The organism is Pseudosporangium ferrugineum (genome assembly GCF_003002065.1).
GTDB lineage: Bacteria > Actinomycetota > Actinomycetes > Mycobacteriales > Micromonosporaceae > Actinoplanes > Actinoplanes ferrugineus_A.
Window position 1 is genome coordinate 669,940 of record NZ_PVZG01000001.1, and the last position, 15,022, is coordinate 684,961.

Here is a 15,022-nt window from a genome sequence, read left to right on the forward strand (position 1 = left end):
CCGCCCGGGTCAGCGTGGCGCCGCCGGGCGGCGGTCCGCGTCCGGCAGGGCCTGAGCCTCGACCACGATCAGGGGGTCAAGGTCGGCGCCGGTGCCGACCCGGTGGGAGACGGTGGCGGCGACGCGGCGGGTGAGGATGCGGCGCAGGCCGGTGGGGCTCAGGGCGGCGAGGGTGAGGCGGCCGGCCCGGCGGTGGGCGGCGGCGCGGGCGGCGACGGCGGGGGCGATGGCCGGGAAGTCCATGTACACGGCGCGGTTCTCCGGTGAGCCCAGGTAGGCGAAGGGGCCGGAGCCGGCCAGCGGCCGCAGGGGCGTACCCATCAGGGCGATGTTGCGGTGGGCCCCGCGGTCCAGCATGGACACGGCGTGGCGGACGCCGCGGCGGCGGCCCTCGACCAGGAACGTGCGGTAGAGCAGGGAGCTGACGACGAGGCCGGAGCGCCCGCCACGGTACCCGGGCAGCACGGCCAGCGTCGCGCAGTCCCAGATCAGGCCGCCGTCCATGCCGTGCGCGGCGAGGATGGTCGCGACGTCGGCGCCGATGTACCGGGGGGCGTCGTCGATGGTCTTGACGCCCCGGCCGGTGCCGCCGATCATCCGGGCCACCCCGGCCGGCACGCCCCGCCGCCGGTCCAGGACCACGAAGAACAGGCTGGTCGCCTCGTACGGGCCGTACTCGGCGGCCATCACCGCCGCGTCGTTGCCGAACGTGCTCTCGAACACCTGCCGCTCGAGCGCCCGCCCCACCCCGGCGAGCGGGGAGTCCGGACCGGCGACCACGCTGATGAAGCGCCCGCGCGGCGCCGGGTGCGCGGCGAGGAACTCCCCGGCGATCCGGCGGGCCTCGGCCGGGCCGAGGTCGTAGCGGGCGCGGGTCGCGGCGGCCATCAGAACTCCTTCGCGACGATCTCGGTGGTGCGGAAATACGCGCGGGTGAAGTCGAGGACCGTGCGGGGGTCGAATGCCTTGCACGTGTAGATGTCCACGCTGAAGAACGAGATCGGGCGCTCCCACGAGTAGAAGTGGGCGCCGGAGGTCTCCCAGTGGATCCAGCCGGCCCAGCCGTACAGCTCGCTGACGTGGGTCACCGGCTCGATGATCGTGATCATGTCGGTGACGTCGGAGAGCCGCCGCAGGTAGTCCCGGATGTGCGCGTCGGCGATCACGAACGTCGGGTACCCCTCGACGACCATCCGCTGACGGGTGATGGCCGGGGCGAGGTCCTTGAAGTCCAGCATGCGCTTCCTTACTGAGAGTCATCCGGTGCGGTTACGGAGAGTCCGCTTCGCGACCTTGGTCTGCGTTGTCCGCCTCGTACCAAATGTAGCCCGACATTACGCAGCGTCAACCCCCGGAGCGGAAAGATCACGCACCGTCGGACGATGTCGGGGCCGGAAAACAAACATGGCGGAGCCCGTCCTCGTGGGACGGGCTCCGCCATGGGCGGTCACTCACCTCGCAGCCGCCGGGTTTTGATGGCGGCGCCGGAGGACCGGGCGTTATGCGGTTGACGGTAGGCGAAGTCGATCACCCGCGGCCCGCGGGGGCCGCGCGGGTGACCCCGCTCTCACCGTCACCGATTCATGCGACGACTTCGGTACGCAGGTCGTGCGCACCGTCGGCGCGGGTGGCCTCGTAGTAGAGGCGCCGGCCACCACCGGGCAGCGCCACCAGGCTCAGGTAGCGCAGGCCGTGGGGCGCGTGCGGGCTGCCGAGCGGCTCGCCGCCCTCCGCGGTCAGCTCGCCGAAACTGCCGTCCAGCAGGCGTACGCCCCGGGCCACGCCGGTGCGCTCCTCCCAGTTCTCCCCCGCCGTCGCCCGCCCGTCGTACGCCGCCAGGATGGTGTCGCCCTCGACGGACACCGAGGAGACCCGCACACCACGGGCGTCCCACTCGCCCGGCCGGCCCGCCAGCGCCGTGCCGCGCCAGGTCCAGTGCACGCCGTCGGGACTGGTCGCGTACTCGGTGGTCATCCGGTCGGCGTCGTCCCAGGACTCGAGGGGGTGCACCGACGCCCAGAGGTGCCAGCCGTACCCGTCGTGGTGCAGCACCGGGTCCTTCACGCCGGCCGTCTCGTCGCCCGCCAGCACCGTCCGGGACGGCGCCGTCGCCAGCCCCTCGGGGGTGTCCGCCTCCAGCAGGTCGACCCGCCAGTGCTTGGTGCCGGGCGTGGCCGCGCTGACGTAGAGCCGCCACCGCCCCTCCGGCGTACGCACGAGGGCCGGGCGCTCCAGCGACTCGGCGCCGAACCTGTCCTTGTCCACCGTGGCGACGACCGTGAAGGTCACGCCGTCGCCCGACCGGGCCACCACGTTGGAGATTCCCCGGCCCTCCCCGATCGGCAGCCGCAGACGGTACGCAAGGTAGATGTGACCGTCAGCGACGATCGAGGACGGGGCACCCGCCCACGCTCCCGGTTCGTCACCGGGCGGCTCGACCACCACGGTCGAGTCCTCCCAGCGAGGCAGCGACAGGCTCTGGGTTCCGATGGACAAGGCGGCTCCGTTTCGTGGCGTCGACGGCACAGCGAAGGGTATCCGCTCAAGTGTGCATTATCTATGGGCAAGATAGGGATTACGACGCGCTCGCGTGTCGGTCCACCGAGAGCCAGTCGTCGTACCGCTCGCCCGTGACGTCCTGCAGCAGCGCGATGTCGTCCGCGAACAGCGGGAGCAGCGCGGCCCGCTCGGCCGGCGTGGTCACCGGCCGGGTCCCCCGCTTGCGGTGCAGCAGGGTCAGCAGCGGGCCCCGGGCGGCCAGCCGCAACGGTACGGGGAACCGGTGCCCGACCCTGCCACCCGCCCGGAGCAGCCCCCGCAGCACCGCGTTGACCCGGTTGTCCTCGACCACGTGGCGGTTGACGTTCTCCCTGGGGATCTCGTGCAGCACGCCGGTCCGCACCCCGAGGAAGTCGCACACCCGGTCGAGGGTGGCCGCCGGCGCGTCCTTGAGCTCCCGGTAGCGCAGCAGCAGCACCTGCTCGCGCGGGAACACCTTGAAGAGGTGCTGCACCTGGCGCCCGTACAGGCCGAGGCCGACGTAGTGCCAGAAGTCGGCCCAGCCCTGCTCTCTGCGCCACTCCTCCGCGCGGCAGGCGGCGAGGAAGTCCGCCTCCGGCTCCAGACCGGCGTTCCACAGATGCGTCCAGTTGGAGTGCGCCCGGTCGACCGGGTCACGGAGCAGCAGAATCAGCCGTACGCCGGGGATCAGGGCGTGGATGCGCTCGTGCGTGCTGTGCTCGTACAGATAGAACGGGGTTGCCTCGCCCTTCAGCGCGCCGGGCGGCGCGGGGTCGAAGAGCGCCTCATAGTCGGCCCGGCGCCACACGTGCTCCTGGTACGTCTGCACGTCGCCGGGCCCACCGGTGACGGGCGGGCGGCCGTCGGTGAGAAAGAACTTGGGCTCCTTGACCGCGGGCAGGAACAGCTGCGGATGCCGGACCAGGGCCGCGTGCAGCGCGGTCGTCCCCGCCTTGGGCACACCGGCGATCAGGAAGTCGGGAAGTGGCATGGGGGTCCCTCCTCGTGCCGCTAAGTGAAGTTAGCCTACAGACTTAGTAGGCAATGGGAAGCCGGTGCCCACCCTGCGAACGGCACTGATACCCCCGGGCGCGCCCTCGCACACACCGCAGCCCCGCCGACACACGCGGGAGAGCAGCGCCGCCACTGGGCGATTCCGCCCGAATCACCGCCGGCCGCCGGGCACGGCTTCCTCACGTCCCCGGCCCGTCGCGCCACGGCCGGGTGATCCCCGCGGCGCGTTCCTCGCCGCGCCGGCCGCGCCCGCGCCAGCGCCAGGACGCGGGACAGCGGGACACAGCGGGGCACAGCGGGACAGCGCGGGACAGCGGGGCACAGCGGGGCACAGCGGGACAGCGGGACAGCGGGCAGCGCGGCACAGCAGGCAACGCGGCACAGCGGGCAAGCGCGGGACAGCGCGGCACAGCGGGCAAGCGCGGCACAGCGGGACAGCGCGGCACAACGAGACGGTGCGGCACGGGCGGAAAGGCCCGGCACAGGGGGACAGCGCGGGACCGTGGTGGGCGAGGGCAGCGGACGGGTGCGGACGGCAGGGGCTCAGGAGGAGCGGCGCCACCAGGTGCGGCGGCGGAAGCGGGGGCAGACGTCCGGCCCGCAGAGCGCGCAGTCCGTGCCGCGGCGGTGGTGCTCGTGGGCGGCCCGCTGATGGCCGCAGACACACAGCGCAGTTCCCGTCATCGCGGCCTCACGCAGGGTGCGGACGCCCGTCGGCGGGGGTGCCCGGGCCGGCGGCTGGTCATGGCCTCAGCCTAGGCATCGACCCGGATTTTCGCCGTGGGCACGCCGAAACAACCGTCCGGCAACCGTCACCCTACGCTGTGTGACAACACTGAGAGTGACCTATGTCACTCCGACAAGTCGGACATCGGGATTTCCTGCCACGGAAGGTCACTCCCGGCCCGCCGCGGCCCGACCGCGCCGTCCCGGCCTCCCTGCGGCGGTCCCGACCCGGCTGTCCGTTACTAAATGTGACTGTCGAGGCGGACGGGCACTTCTGTGGCCCGTGTGCATAATCCCTGCTCATACGTCTGGTCAGGGTTCACCACACGGATGCAGGCACCCTGGCCCTTCGGTTAGTTGACGCTACGTAGCGTGCCGCTAGATTTATCGGCAGAAGCGAGCGACTTGCGGTTCTGCCCCCGGAAACCGCCGATTCTGTCGCATCTGCCCCGCCCCGAAGGGACCGACATGCCGCACTCCTCGACCCCTGGCACTACGCCCAGTAACGGCCACTCGTCACCGACCGTAAGCGTTGTCATCCCGACGCTCAACGAGGAACGGAATCTGCCGCACGTCTTCGCGAAGCTGCCGGCCGGCATCGACGAGGTGATCGTGGTCGACGGCGGCTCGGTGGACCGCACCGTCGAGGTGGCGCGGGAGCTGCGGCCGGACGTGGTGATCGTGCAGCAGACGCGTACCGGCAAGGGCAACGCGCTGGCCTGTGGCTTCGCCGCCTGCACCGGCGACCTGATCGTGATGATCGACGCGGACGGCTCGACCGACCCGGCCGAGATCCCGCTCTTCGTCGCGCAGCTGGTCGACGGCGCCGACTTCGTCAAGGGCTCGCGGTTCTCCCACGGCGGGCACAGCCACGACATCACCCGGCTGCGCAAGCTCGGCAACGACGGGCTGAACCTGGTCGTGAACGTGCTCTTCGGGACCCGCTTCACCGACCTCTGCTACGGCTACAACGCCTTCTGGCGCCGGGTCGTGCCGGTGCTGGACCTGCCCGACACCACGCTGCCCCGCCCCGCCGACGGCGCCAAGCTGTGGGGCGACGGCTTCGAGATCGAGACGATGATCAACATCCGGGCGGCCGCGGACGGCATGCGGGTCGGTGAGGTCGGCAGCGTCGAGCACGCCCGCATCCACGGGCAGAGCAACCTCAACACGTTCCGGGACGGCTTCCGGGTGCTGCGGACGATCTTCAGCGAGTACGGCCGGATGCGCCGCCGTCGCCGCCTCGGCGTGACCGGCAACGGCGTACGCGTGCACCAGCGCACCGCCGGGACCTCGGCGAACAACCCGCCGCGGCACGCCCTCGCCAAGGTCGTCAACCGGCCGCCGGCGGCGAGCGTCTCCCCCGCCACCGATCCCCGGCAGCACGTCGCGCACCTGAACCGCGGCCTGCGCCGCGACGAGACCGCCGCCGTGCGCCACGAGGAGATCCCCGGCCCGCGCCGCGACGAGGTCGTCGCCAGCCGCCGCGACGAGGTCGCCGGCCTGCGCCACGCCGCCCGCGAGGACTGATCGGAGCGCGGGACCTCCCGCCCGCCCCGACCGCCGCCACCGCTCACCACCTGCGCCCGAGGAGCACACCCCGCGTGGAACCCACCCCCCGTCCCGCCGTCAGCATCGTGATCCCCACCCACAGCGAGCAGCGCTGGGCCTCGCTCGTGCGTACCGTCGCGGCCGTCAAGTCGCAGCGGTACACGCCGGCCGAGATCATCGTCGTGGTCGATCACAACCCCGCGCTGTACCGCCGGGCCCGCCGCGACCTGGGCGGCGTGACCGTCCTGGAGAACCTCTACGGCCAGGGCGTCTCCGGCAACCGCAACACCGGCGCGTTCCACACCTCGACGTCGCTCATCGCGTTCGTCGACGACGACGTGATCATGGGTACGGACTGGCTCGGCAGCCTGGTCGTACCGTTCGCCGACCCGCGGGTCATCGGCGCCGGCGGCGGCATCGCCCCGGCGTGGGAGGGCCCCGAGCCGCGCTGGATGCCGGAGGAGTTCCTCTGGGCCGTCGGCGGCTCGTACGCCGGCCTGCCCACCACCACGAGCCGGGTCCGCAACGTCTGGTCGGCCGGCATGGTCGTCCGGCGCTCGGCGTTCCTGGCGGTCGGCGGGTTCCGCACCGGCTTCGGCAAGCTCGGCGACCGCAACCGCCCCGAGGACACCGAGCTGTGCCTGCGGATGAGCGCCCTCGACGGCGGCCACTGGATGTACGTACCGGACGCGATGATCCGCCACGAGGTGCCCGCCGAGCGGTCCACCTTCGCCTGGTTCCTGCGCCGCTGCTACGCCGAGGGCCGGGGCAAGGTCGCGATGGCCGGCCTGCTCGACGGCACCGAGAGCCTGGGTTCCGAGCGTGACTACCTGCGCTCGCTGCCGAGGGCGGTCCTGCGCAACCTGGCCCACGCGGGCCGGGGCCGGGGCTTCGCGCACGCCCTCAAGGCCGGCGGGGTGCTCGCCGGCGTCGCCGCCGCGGGCTGGGGCGGCGTGGTGGAGACGGTGACCGCCCGGCGCACGGAGCGCCGGCCCGAGACGGTGGGAGCGACCCGATGAACGGCAAGGTCTGGGAGCCCGCGCTGCGGGCCGACGAGATGATCACCGCCCCCGCGTTCGAGGCGACCGGCGAGGTGCGCCCCGCCGTCGTCCTCGACGTCGAGCTCTCCGAGCCGCTGCCCGCGGTCGCCGCCGTGGGCCCCGACGGCCGCCGGGTACGCCAGGCCTGGCTGCTCGTACGCCTGTTCACCGAGCCGCTGGGCACCGTGCTGGCCGACGTACCGGAGCAGGGTCTGTGTCCCGCCGACCTGGCCGGCGCGATCGGCGCCGAGCTGGGCACCGCGCTGGCGCCGCGCCTCGCCGGCCTGGGCATGAGCGACGTGCCGGTCGACGGCATCACCCCGGCCGCCGAGCCCGCCTTCCTGGCCCGCCGCCGCGAGGTGCTGGCGGACGCCCCGCCGATCACCGTGGTCATCTGCACCCGGGAACGGCCCGGCGCGCTCGCCCGCTGCCTCGACAGCCTGCTCACCCAGGCGTACCCGGACTTCCGGGTGCTGGTCGTCGACAACGCGCCGGTCTCCGACGCCACCGCCGAGGTGGTCCGCGCGGCGGCCCGCCGCGGTCCGGTCAGCTACCTGCTGGAGCCGAAGGCCGGGCTGTCGTTCGCCCGCAACGCCGCGGTCGCCGCCGCGCCGGGCGAGATCCTGGCCTGGATCGACGACGACGAGTACGCCGACCCGAACTGGCTGGCCGAGATCGCCCGCGCCCTCGCCGACCACCCCGAGGCCGACGTGGTCTCCGGGGTGATCGTCCCGGCGGAGCTGGAGACGCAGGCGCAGCTGTGGTTCGAGCAGTTCGGCGGCCACAGCAAGGGCCGGGGCTTCACGCCCGACGTGTTCAGCCCGGCGACCGCCCACCGGCAGAGCCCGCTCTACCCGCTGCCGCCGTTCGGCACCGGCGCGAACATGACGTTCCGGCCCGGCGTGATCGAGCGGATCGGCGGCTGGGACACCGCGCTGGGCGCCGGCACGCCGGCCATGGGCTCGGAGGACACCCTCGCGTTCACCCAGGTCCTGGTCGGCGGCGGCACGATCGTCTACCAGCCGACCGCGGTCACCCACCACTACCACCGGCGCGACCTCGAGGGCCTGCACAAGCAGATGGTCGGGTACGGCGCCGGGCTCACCGCCGCGTACACGAGCCTGCTGCTGCGGCGGCCGGGGCTGCTGTGGCCGCTGCTGCGGCTGGCGCCGGGCGCCCTGCGCGACCTGACGAGCAAGGACAGCCTGCGGGTGTCGACCCTGCGCGAGGACTTCCCGCGCGAGCTGCTGACCGCCAACCGGCGCGGGATGCTGGCCGGGCCCCGGGCGTACCTGCGGGGACGGCGGGCGGCACGGGCCAAGGCCCGGAGCGGCCGCTGATCGTGGTGACTCCGCCGTTCCCCGGACAGTCGCCCGACGACGCGGCATTCTCGGTACATATGTGGCGAATCGTCAGCATCCGGCGCGCCGCCCCCTCCCGCGGGACGGCGCCATGCTGACCGTGCCCGAACCCGGCGAGCCGGCCCTGCGCCCGGCCGCACCCCTGACCTCGATCCAGCACGTCGAGGCCCCGAGCGACGAACTCGTCCCGCCCGGGGCCCCCGAACCCGCCGTGGAGGCCGTACCCGTGGCTGACCAGCCCGCCACCGACGCGGCACCGGCCACGCCGGCCCGGGTACGCCCGGCGGCGCCGGAGGGTGCGGACGCCGCGGCCCGCTCGGACATCCAGACGACGTCCGGCGTGCCCAAGAAGCCCATCCCCGACGCCCCCGAGCCCCAGAAGCCGGCGGAGCCGGAGCCCGAGGAGCCGGAAGAACCGGCAGAGCCGGAGGAGCCGGAGCTCGAGCAGCCGGAAGAACCGGCGGAGCCGGCGGAGGCCGTTGAGCCGAGGGAAACGGGAGAAACGGAAGAGGACGGGGAGGCGGGCGGCCCTCGGTCCGACCCCGACGAGACCATGGTGGTGCTGACCCGGCCCGCCGACGAGACCGTCGTGATTCCCGCCGCCCTCCTGGCCCGGCCCTCCGCCGACGACACCGTCGTGATCCCGCCGCCCGGCGAGGCCACCGTCCTCATCCCGATCGTCCCGGGACGCGAGGACGGCGAGGGCGTCGCCGGTCCGGCGCGGACGCCCCGGCCCGCCCGTCCCCGCCGGGCCCCGCTCGACCTGGGCCACGCCCCGGCCGTCCTGACGATCTCCGCGCTGGGCGTGCTCATGGTGGCGCTCGCGTACGCCGGCGGCCGGGTCGGCACCGGCACCTCGCAGTTCGCGTACTGGGTGGGGCAGGTCGTGGTCTTCACGCCCGTGGTCGTCCGGCTGCTCAGCCGCCGGATGGCCGGGGTCGCCGAGTCGTTCGTGCTGGTCATGGGCCTGGCGCTGCACCAGTACCTGCTCAAGTGGATGTACAGCCCGGACCAGTTCCGCTTCCCCGACGAGCTCCAGCACTGGCTGGCGACGACGATCATCGTGGAGTCCGGCGAGCTGTTCCGGCCGAACCCGGCCCTGCCGCCCGCGGTGCACTTCCCCGGGCTCGCCGAGATGGGCGCGGCGGTCACCTCGATGACCGGCCTGCCGGTCACCGCCGCCGGGGTCATCGTGGCCGGCGTGGCGCACCTGGTGTTCGTGGCCGTGCTGTTCGCGGCGGTGCTCCGGGCGAGCAACTCCCCCGCCGTGGCGGGCGTCTGCTGTGCGACGTACGCGACCGCCCTGCACTATCTGTTCTTCAACTCGATGTTCCTCTACCAGACCGCGGCGCTGCCCTTCTTCATGCTGACGATCTGGGCGACCCGGCGGTGGCGGGCCGAGGGCGGATGGTCCTTCCTGACGCTCGCGGTGTGCTCGGCCGCGCTCACCACGGTCAGCCACCACGTCACGGCGTTCGCGCTGGTCATCACGCTGCTCCTGCTCGCCGTCGCGGAGCTGGCGGTGGACCGGCCGCGGCGCTGGAACGCGCTCGTGCTGCCCGCCGTCGCGACGGTCGTGGTGGCCGGCTGGATGCTGACCGTGGCCCGCGACGTGCTCGGCTACCTCGAGGCGCCCATCGACCAGGTCGGTCAGACCGTCTCCGACCTGCTGAGCGGCCGTGACGAGGCGTCGTCCACGACCGCCGCGGTCAGCGTCGGGCAGCTGGTCGTGCAGGGCACCGGCCTGCTCGGGCTGTTCGTGCTCTACGCGGCCCTGGTCCGCGACATGATCCACCGGCGGGACCGGGACTCCTGGCGGTGGGCGGCGGTCGTCGGCGGCGCGGTGTTCTTCGCCGGCAACGGCGTGCGCTTCCTCGGCCAGAACGGGCCGGAGATCGCCGGGCGCCTCTCCACCTTCACGTACGTGCCGATCTCGATCCTCGCCGCGATCGCCCTGGTCCGGGGCGTGCAGCTGATCCCGGCCAGGGACGCCGACGGGCACCGGTGGCGGGCCGCGGCGCCGGCCATCGACGTGGTCGCGCCCGGCGGCTGGAACCTCTACAGCCGGGTCGCCGCCGGGTCGGCCCTGATCACCCTGCTGATGATCGGCGCCCGGGCGGGCGGCTGGCCGCCGCTGGGCTCCATCCTGCCGGGCCCGTACCTGGCCGGGGGCTTCGAGCGCTCGGTCGACGTGTACGGGGTCGACACCGCGGACTGGCAGCGGCGGGTCCTCGGGCCGGGCAACCGGGTCGGCGGGGACGTGACGTCGGTGTCGCTGGCGTCCACGTACGGCCGCCAGGACCCGGTCCGCGAGGTGGGCCCGCTGTACTACGCCGACCAGTGGGGCCTGGACCAGGAGCAGTTCGTCGACGACCTGGCGATCCAGTACCTCGTCGTGGACCGGCGCCTGTCCGAGCAGTTGCCCGAGGGCGAGGCGTACTTCGAGAACGACCCGAACGCCGGCGCCATCACCCGGCCGCTGACCGCCACCCAGATCGCCAAGTTCGACACCCTGACCGCCGTGGACCGGCTTTACGACAACGGCACGGTCCGCGTCTACCGCATGGGGGAACCGTGACCGCGCTGCACGTCCGCGTCCTCGCCGCCGCCACCGTGCTGGCCGCCGCGGGCGTGCTGGCCGGGCCGGCGCCGCTGGCCGTGGCGGGCGGGCTGCTGCTCGGCTTCGTCCTGCCGGGTGCGGCGCTCACCGGGGCGCTGCTGCGCGGCCGTACGCTCACCGCCGTCGAACGCACCCTGCTCGCCCCGGCCCTGAGCCTGGCCACGCTGGTCGTCGGCGGCCTGCTCGTGCACCTGTGCCGGCTGCCGCTGAACCGGTGGTCGTGGACCGTGGCCACCGGCGGGATCGCGCTGCTGGCGCTGGCCGTCCAGGTCGTGCTGCCCGGCCCAGCCGTGGCCGGGCCGCCCGCCGAGGAGGCGGCGCCGGTGCCGGCGGGCTCGTGGGAGGCGGCTGCGGTCGCCGAGGGGCGGACCGTGGTGATGACGGTGGCCCCGCACACCTTCGAGGAACCCGCGGACGCCGACGACAAGGCGCGGCGGATCCGGCTGGTGAAGCAGTTGCTGCCGCTGGTGCTGGTCCTGGCGGTGCTCGGCGGCGCCAGCTGGCTGTCGTTCGGGACGTCGCGGGAGACGTACGAGACGACCGTGACCGCGCTGTCCGCGGCGCCGTCCGGGCCGGTCGACGCGGCGGGCGACCGGGTGGTGGCGATGGCGGCGTCGGGGCTGGTCGCGGCGGACGGGCCGTACACCCTGACCGTCACCGGGGCGGCCGGCACCGCGCCGATCCGCCGGATCATCACCCCGGGCCGCGACGGCGCCTGGAGCGAGAACCTGACCCTGCCCGGCGACGAGCGGGTGACCGTGAACCTGTACCGGGCGGGCGACACGGCGGCGTACCGGACCCTGGCGATCAGCGCGGTGGAGTAGCGCCCCGCGGGTGACACCGGTCGAGGTCGCGCGGCACGGCACGGCATACTGGTCGGCGACACGCGACTGGCGGCATCGAGGATGGACCACCATCGGGGAGCACGTCGTGGGCGCCGTCCGCCTGGGTGCCCACGCACTGGGAGACGCGCATGTCCGAAACCCCCGCGGCGCCGGCTCACGAGGCCCGGCTGCTGCCCGGCAAGCCGGTGGCCGACGCGGTCCTGGCCGACGTGGCCCAGCGGGTCGCCAAGCTGCGCGAGGGCGGCGTCCAGCCCGCGCTCGCCACCGTGCTGGTCGGCGACGACGACGCCAGCGCCGGCTACATCCGGATCAAGCAGCGCCAGGCGGCCGAGCTCGGCTTCGTCTCCCCGCACGAGCACCTGAGCGCCACCGCCACCCAGGACGACCTGCACCGGGTGATCGACCGGCTCAACGCCGACCCGGCGGTGCACGCCCTGCTGATCCAGTACCCGCCGCCCGCGCACCTCGACTACGACGCGGCGCTGATGACCGTCGACCCGGACAAGGACGTCGACGGCATGCACCCGCTGAACCTCGGCCGGCTGTCGGTCGGGCTTCCCGGCCCGCGGCCCTGCACCCCGGCCGGCATCGAGGCGCTGCTGGCGCACCACGAGATCCCGGTCGCCGGGCGCGAGGTGGTCATTCTCGGCCGCGGCGCGACCATCGGCCGGCCGCTGGCCATGATGCTGGCGCAGAAGCGCCCGACCGCCAACGCGGCGGTGACCGTCGTGCACACCGGCGTGCCGGACTGGGAGCGCTACACCCGGCGGGCCGAGATCCTGGTCGCCGCCGCCGGCGTGCCGGGCATCATCCAGCCGGAGCACGTACGGCCGGGCGCCACGGTGATCGGCGCCGGGGTCCGGTACGAGGGCCGCCGCCTGCTGCCCGACGTGGCCGAGGAGGTCGCGCGGGTCGCCGGCGCCGTGACGCCGCGGATCGGGGGCGTCGGCCCGACCACCGTCGCCATGCTGTTCCGCAACGCGATCGAGGCCGCGGAGAAGGCGGCCGGCGTCAGCCGCTGAAGCGGGCGCTCTTCGCCATCGCCACGTACGCCGCCAGCGACTCGGCGTCGGTGTCGATGCGCCACTTCTCCGTGTACCCGGGGTGGGTGTCGGTGTCGAACCAGGTCACCCCGCCCACCGCCGGGTGCGCCTGCACCCACTTCGCGAACAGCGTGATCCAGTCCGCCTTCGTCCGGCCGCCCCGGTCCACCGCGCCCACCTCGGTGATCAGGATCGGCTTGCGGGCGGCGTACGAGCGGTAGATCGGCCCGAACAGCGTCTCCGGCTTCTCGTGGTGCAGGTTGTAGCCGGAGACGCCGACCCAGTCGACGTACTTGTCGCCGGGGTAGAGGGTGGCGTACGTGTTCCAGTCCGCGACCGGCGCGGAGTTCCAGTTGGGGCTCCACACCCAGGAGACGTTGTCCGCGCCCTGCTCGCCGAAGATGCGGTGCAGCCGCCGCCAGGACTCGATGAAGCCGCCGGGGTCCTTGTCGTTGCGGGCGGCGCCCCAGCCGTACCAGTCGCCGTTCATCTCCCAGGCCCAGCGCAGCAGCAGCGGGCGGCCGAACGACTTGAGCCGCCGGGCGGCACGCGCGATCAGGGCGTCGCTGGCGCCGGAGGTGATGGCGTCGTACCGGGTGCCGCGCCAGGACACCATCGGGAACGCGTGCCCCGGCAGGCCCTCGATCGAGCGCGGCAGCAGATCCTCCCAGTCGTAGAAGACGTGCAGGATCCGCTCGTCGCGGCCGGTCTGGGTGCGGCGCAGCGCCTGCGCCTCGGTGCGGGTCCGCCCGGACAGGTCCAGGTACGCGCCGAGCAGCGCCCGGCCGGGGCGGAACGGCACCGGGCCGCCGCCGCGGGTCACCACGGCGGGCGGCGGGGCGGCCGGCGGGCGCGGCGTGCCGGACGCGGTCCGGCCCGGGGAGCTGGTCGCCTCCGCCGGGGTGTCCTCCGGGCGGAAGCGGAACGCGGCCACGGCGGCCACGGGCACCGCCGCCAGCGCGGTGAGGCCGAGGACGTGGCGCCGGGCCAGCATGCGACGCGGTGCGCGGTGGGCGGGGCTCATGTCAGGTTCCGCCCGGCGGCCCGGGCCAGTCGGCGGGCCACCCGCCAGCCCGGCTGGGCCAGCCGCTTGAGCCGGGGCACCAGCGGCGAACCCCCGCCGGCCACCAGGGCCACCAGGTCGGCGCCGGTCAGGTCGGGGGTGGGCTGCAGGCGGGGTACGGCGAACCGCCGCTCCCCCGGCGTGTGCAGCCGCCGGCCGACCTCGGTCGCGTTGTCGTGCCCCGCGGCGAGCACGGCGGCCCGCACCTTGGCGCCGTTGTAGCCGTGCGGGTAGGCGAAGCTGCGCACCCGCCTGCCGAGGCGCTGCTCCAGCTCGTCCTTGCTGCGTACGGTCTCCTCGCGCAGCTGGGCGGCGGGCAGCACGTCGAGCGGGTGGTGCACGAGGCTGTGGTTGCCGATCTCGACCCCGGCGTCGGCGACCTCGGCCAGCTCCTCCCAGCTGAGCAGCGCGCCGAAGTCCGGTGACCAGCGGCCGAGCCAGTCGGCGTGCCGGCCGAGGTGGCCGACGGAGGCGTACAGGGTGGCGCCGGCGCCGGCCTCGGCGAGCACCGGCACGGCCGCCGTCAGGAAGTCGCGGTAGCCGTCGTCGAAGGTGACGGCGAGCAGCCGGTCGGTGCAGCCGGCGTCGAGCAGGTCGAGCGCCTCGGTCAGCCCGACCAGCCGGTAACCGGCCGCGGTGAGCGCGGCGAGGTGCTCCGCGAGGCGCGCCGGGGGCACCGCCAGGTCGCGCAGCGGCCCGGCGACGGCGGACACCGAGTGGTACATGAGCGCCGGCATGGTCTCCCACGCAGGCCGCGCAGCCACGGTCACCGCAATCCTCCCCCACCCGCTCGGCTATGACCATTATCGGTCGGCGACCGGGCGAGCTTCGGGGTTCACCGAACTCGTCCACGGGGGCCCGGCCTCTGCCGAAAGTCATAGGCGCCGATCAGGCTTCGGAGGGAAGCGCGGGCACGGTCGGTGACGGCAGGGTGATACCCATGACATCAGACCGCGCGCGCCGCCTCGCCGAGGCCGCCTGTGAAGCCGGGCTCGTGCTCGGCCTCACGGCGCTGCCGACCGCCTGGCGCGCCCTGGACGGCGAGCTCATCGTGATCCTGGCCGGAATGTTCGCCGGGCTCACCGCCGCGACCTACGCGCTACACGCAGTCACGTTCGACTGCTTCAGGCTGACCGCCCAGCGCCAAAAGGGCAGCTTTTCTTATACCCAGCGTAAGGAATGAACCGTAGGACCTCCTGGCCCGTACCCCGGGATGCACCGTCCTTCGACACCCCCGGG

The 15,022-nt window shown here is 73.9% G+C and carries 14 protein-coding genes and 1 riboswitch; of the genes, 7 read left to right on the forward strand and 7 right to left on the reverse strand.

The window, feature by feature from the left end:
• Window positions 1-9: 9 nt before the first annotated feature.
• The 5 genes from CLV70_RS02955 to CLV70_RS39560 form a co-directional block, all read right to left on the reverse strand.
• On the reverse strand, window positions 10-888 hold the full coding sequence (locus CLV70_RS02955; RefSeq protein ID WP_245907980.1) for a hypothetical protein: 879 nt from the start codon (window positions 886-888) through the stop codon (window positions 10-12).
• Complete coding sequence (locus CLV70_RS02960; RefSeq protein ID WP_106124728.1) at window positions 888-1,238, reverse strand: S-adenosylmethionine decarboxylase; 351 nt, start codon at window positions 1,236-1,238, stop codon at window positions 888-890. The genes CLV70_RS02955 and CLV70_RS02960 overlap by 1 nt, the downstream gene beginning before the upstream one ends.
• Before the next feature lie 343 nt (window positions 1,239-1,581).
• Window positions 1,582-2,496: a glycoside hydrolase family protein gene (locus CLV70_RS02965; RefSeq protein ID WP_106124729.1), complete on the reverse strand. Its 915-nt coding sequence runs from the start codon at window positions 2,494-2,496 to the stop codon at window positions 1,582-1,584.
• Window positions 2,497-2,575: 79 nt separating this feature from the next.
• Complete coding sequence (locus CLV70_RS02970) at window positions 2,576-3,511, reverse strand: sulfotransferase domain-containing protein (RefSeq protein ID WP_106124730.1); 936 nt, start codon at window positions 3,509-3,511, stop codon at window positions 2,576-2,578.
• Window positions 3,512-4,077: 566 nt separating this feature from the next.
• A complete protein-coding gene (locus CLV70_RS39560; RefSeq protein ID WP_158277685.1) occupies window positions 4,078-4,218 on the reverse strand; it encodes a hypothetical protein in 141 nt (46 codons plus the stop codon).
• A gap of 510 nt (window positions 4,219-4,728) precedes the next feature.
• Here CLV70_RS39560 and CLV70_RS02975 point away from each other — a divergent pair.
• The 6 genes from CLV70_RS02975 (at window position 4,729) to CLV70_RS03000 (ending at window position 12,699) form a co-directional block, all read left to right on the forward strand.
• Window positions 4,729-5,790 carry a glycosyltransferase family 2 protein gene (locus CLV70_RS02975; protein WP_106124731.1) on the forward strand — a complete coding sequence of 354 codons (1,062 nt, stop codon included), beginning with the start codon at window positions 4,729-4,731 and terminating at the stop codon, window positions 5,788-5,790.
• A 74-nt stretch (window positions 5,791-5,864) separates the two neighbouring features.
• Complete coding sequence (locus tag CLV70_RS02980) at window positions 5,865-6,830, forward strand: glycosyltransferase family 2 protein (protein ID WP_158277686.1); 966 nt, start codon at window positions 5,865-5,867, stop codon at window positions 6,828-6,830.
• Window positions 6,827-8,191 carry a glycosyltransferase family 2 protein gene (locus CLV70_RS02985; RefSeq protein WP_245907981.1) on the forward strand — a complete coding sequence of 455 codons (1,365 nt, stop codon included), beginning with the start codon at window positions 6,827-6,829 and terminating at the stop codon, window positions 8,189-8,191. Before CLV70_RS02980 ends, CLV70_RS02985 begins: the two co-directional genes overlap by 4 nt.
• A 112-nt stretch (window positions 8,192-8,303) precedes the next feature.
• Window positions 8,304-10,790 carry a hypothetical protein gene (locus tag CLV70_RS02990; RefSeq protein ID WP_106124733.1) on the forward strand — a complete coding sequence of 829 codons (2,487 nt, stop codon included), beginning with the start codon at window positions 8,304-8,306 and terminating at the stop codon, window positions 10,788-10,790.
• Window positions 10,787-11,656, forward strand: a complete 870-nt coding sequence (locus tag CLV70_RS02995; protein ID WP_106124734.1) for a hypothetical protein — start codon at window positions 10,787-10,789, stop codon at window positions 11,654-11,656. The genes CLV70_RS02990 and CLV70_RS02995 overlap by 4 nt, the downstream gene beginning before the upstream one ends.
• A gap of 52 nt (window positions 11,657-11,708) precedes the next feature.
• Window positions 11,709-11,790: riboswitch (ZMP/ZTP riboswitch) on the forward strand.
• Window positions 11,791-11,805: 15 nt separating this feature from the next.
• Complete coding sequence (locus CLV70_RS03000; protein ID WP_106124735.1) at window positions 11,806-12,699, forward strand: bifunctional 5,10-methylenetetrahydrofolate dehydrogenase/5,10-methenyltetrahydrofolate cyclohydrolase; 894 nt, start codon at window positions 11,806-11,808, stop codon at window positions 12,697-12,699.
• Here CLV70_RS03000 and CLV70_RS03005 read toward each other — a convergent pair.
• Together CLV70_RS03005 and CLV70_RS03010 are read right to left on the reverse strand one after the other, a co-directional pair.
• Window positions 12,689-13,744, reverse strand: coding sequence for a glycoside hydrolase family 26 protein (locus CLV70_RS03005; RefSeq protein WP_106124736.1), 1,056 nt, complete (start codon window positions 13,742-13,744; stop codon window positions 12,689-12,691). The genes CLV70_RS03000 and CLV70_RS03005 overlap by 11 nt on opposite strands.
• Window positions 13,741-14,547, reverse strand: a complete 807-nt coding sequence (locus CLV70_RS03010; protein ID WP_146163938.1) for a polysaccharide deacetylase family protein — start codon at window positions 14,545-14,547, stop codon at window positions 13,741-13,743. The genes CLV70_RS03005 and CLV70_RS03010 overlap by 4 nt, the downstream gene beginning before the upstream one ends.
• 176 nt (window positions 14,548-14,723) lie before the next feature.
• Between CLV70_RS03010 and CLV70_RS03015 the strand changes: the two genes are divergently transcribed.
• The gene (locus CLV70_RS03015) at window positions 14,724-14,966 is read left to right on the forward strand and encodes a hypothetical protein (protein ID WP_106124738.1); all 243 of its coding nucleotides are present in this window, start codon (window positions 14,724-14,726) and stop codon (window positions 14,964-14,966) included.
• Window positions 14,967-15,022: the final 56 nt, after the last annotated feature.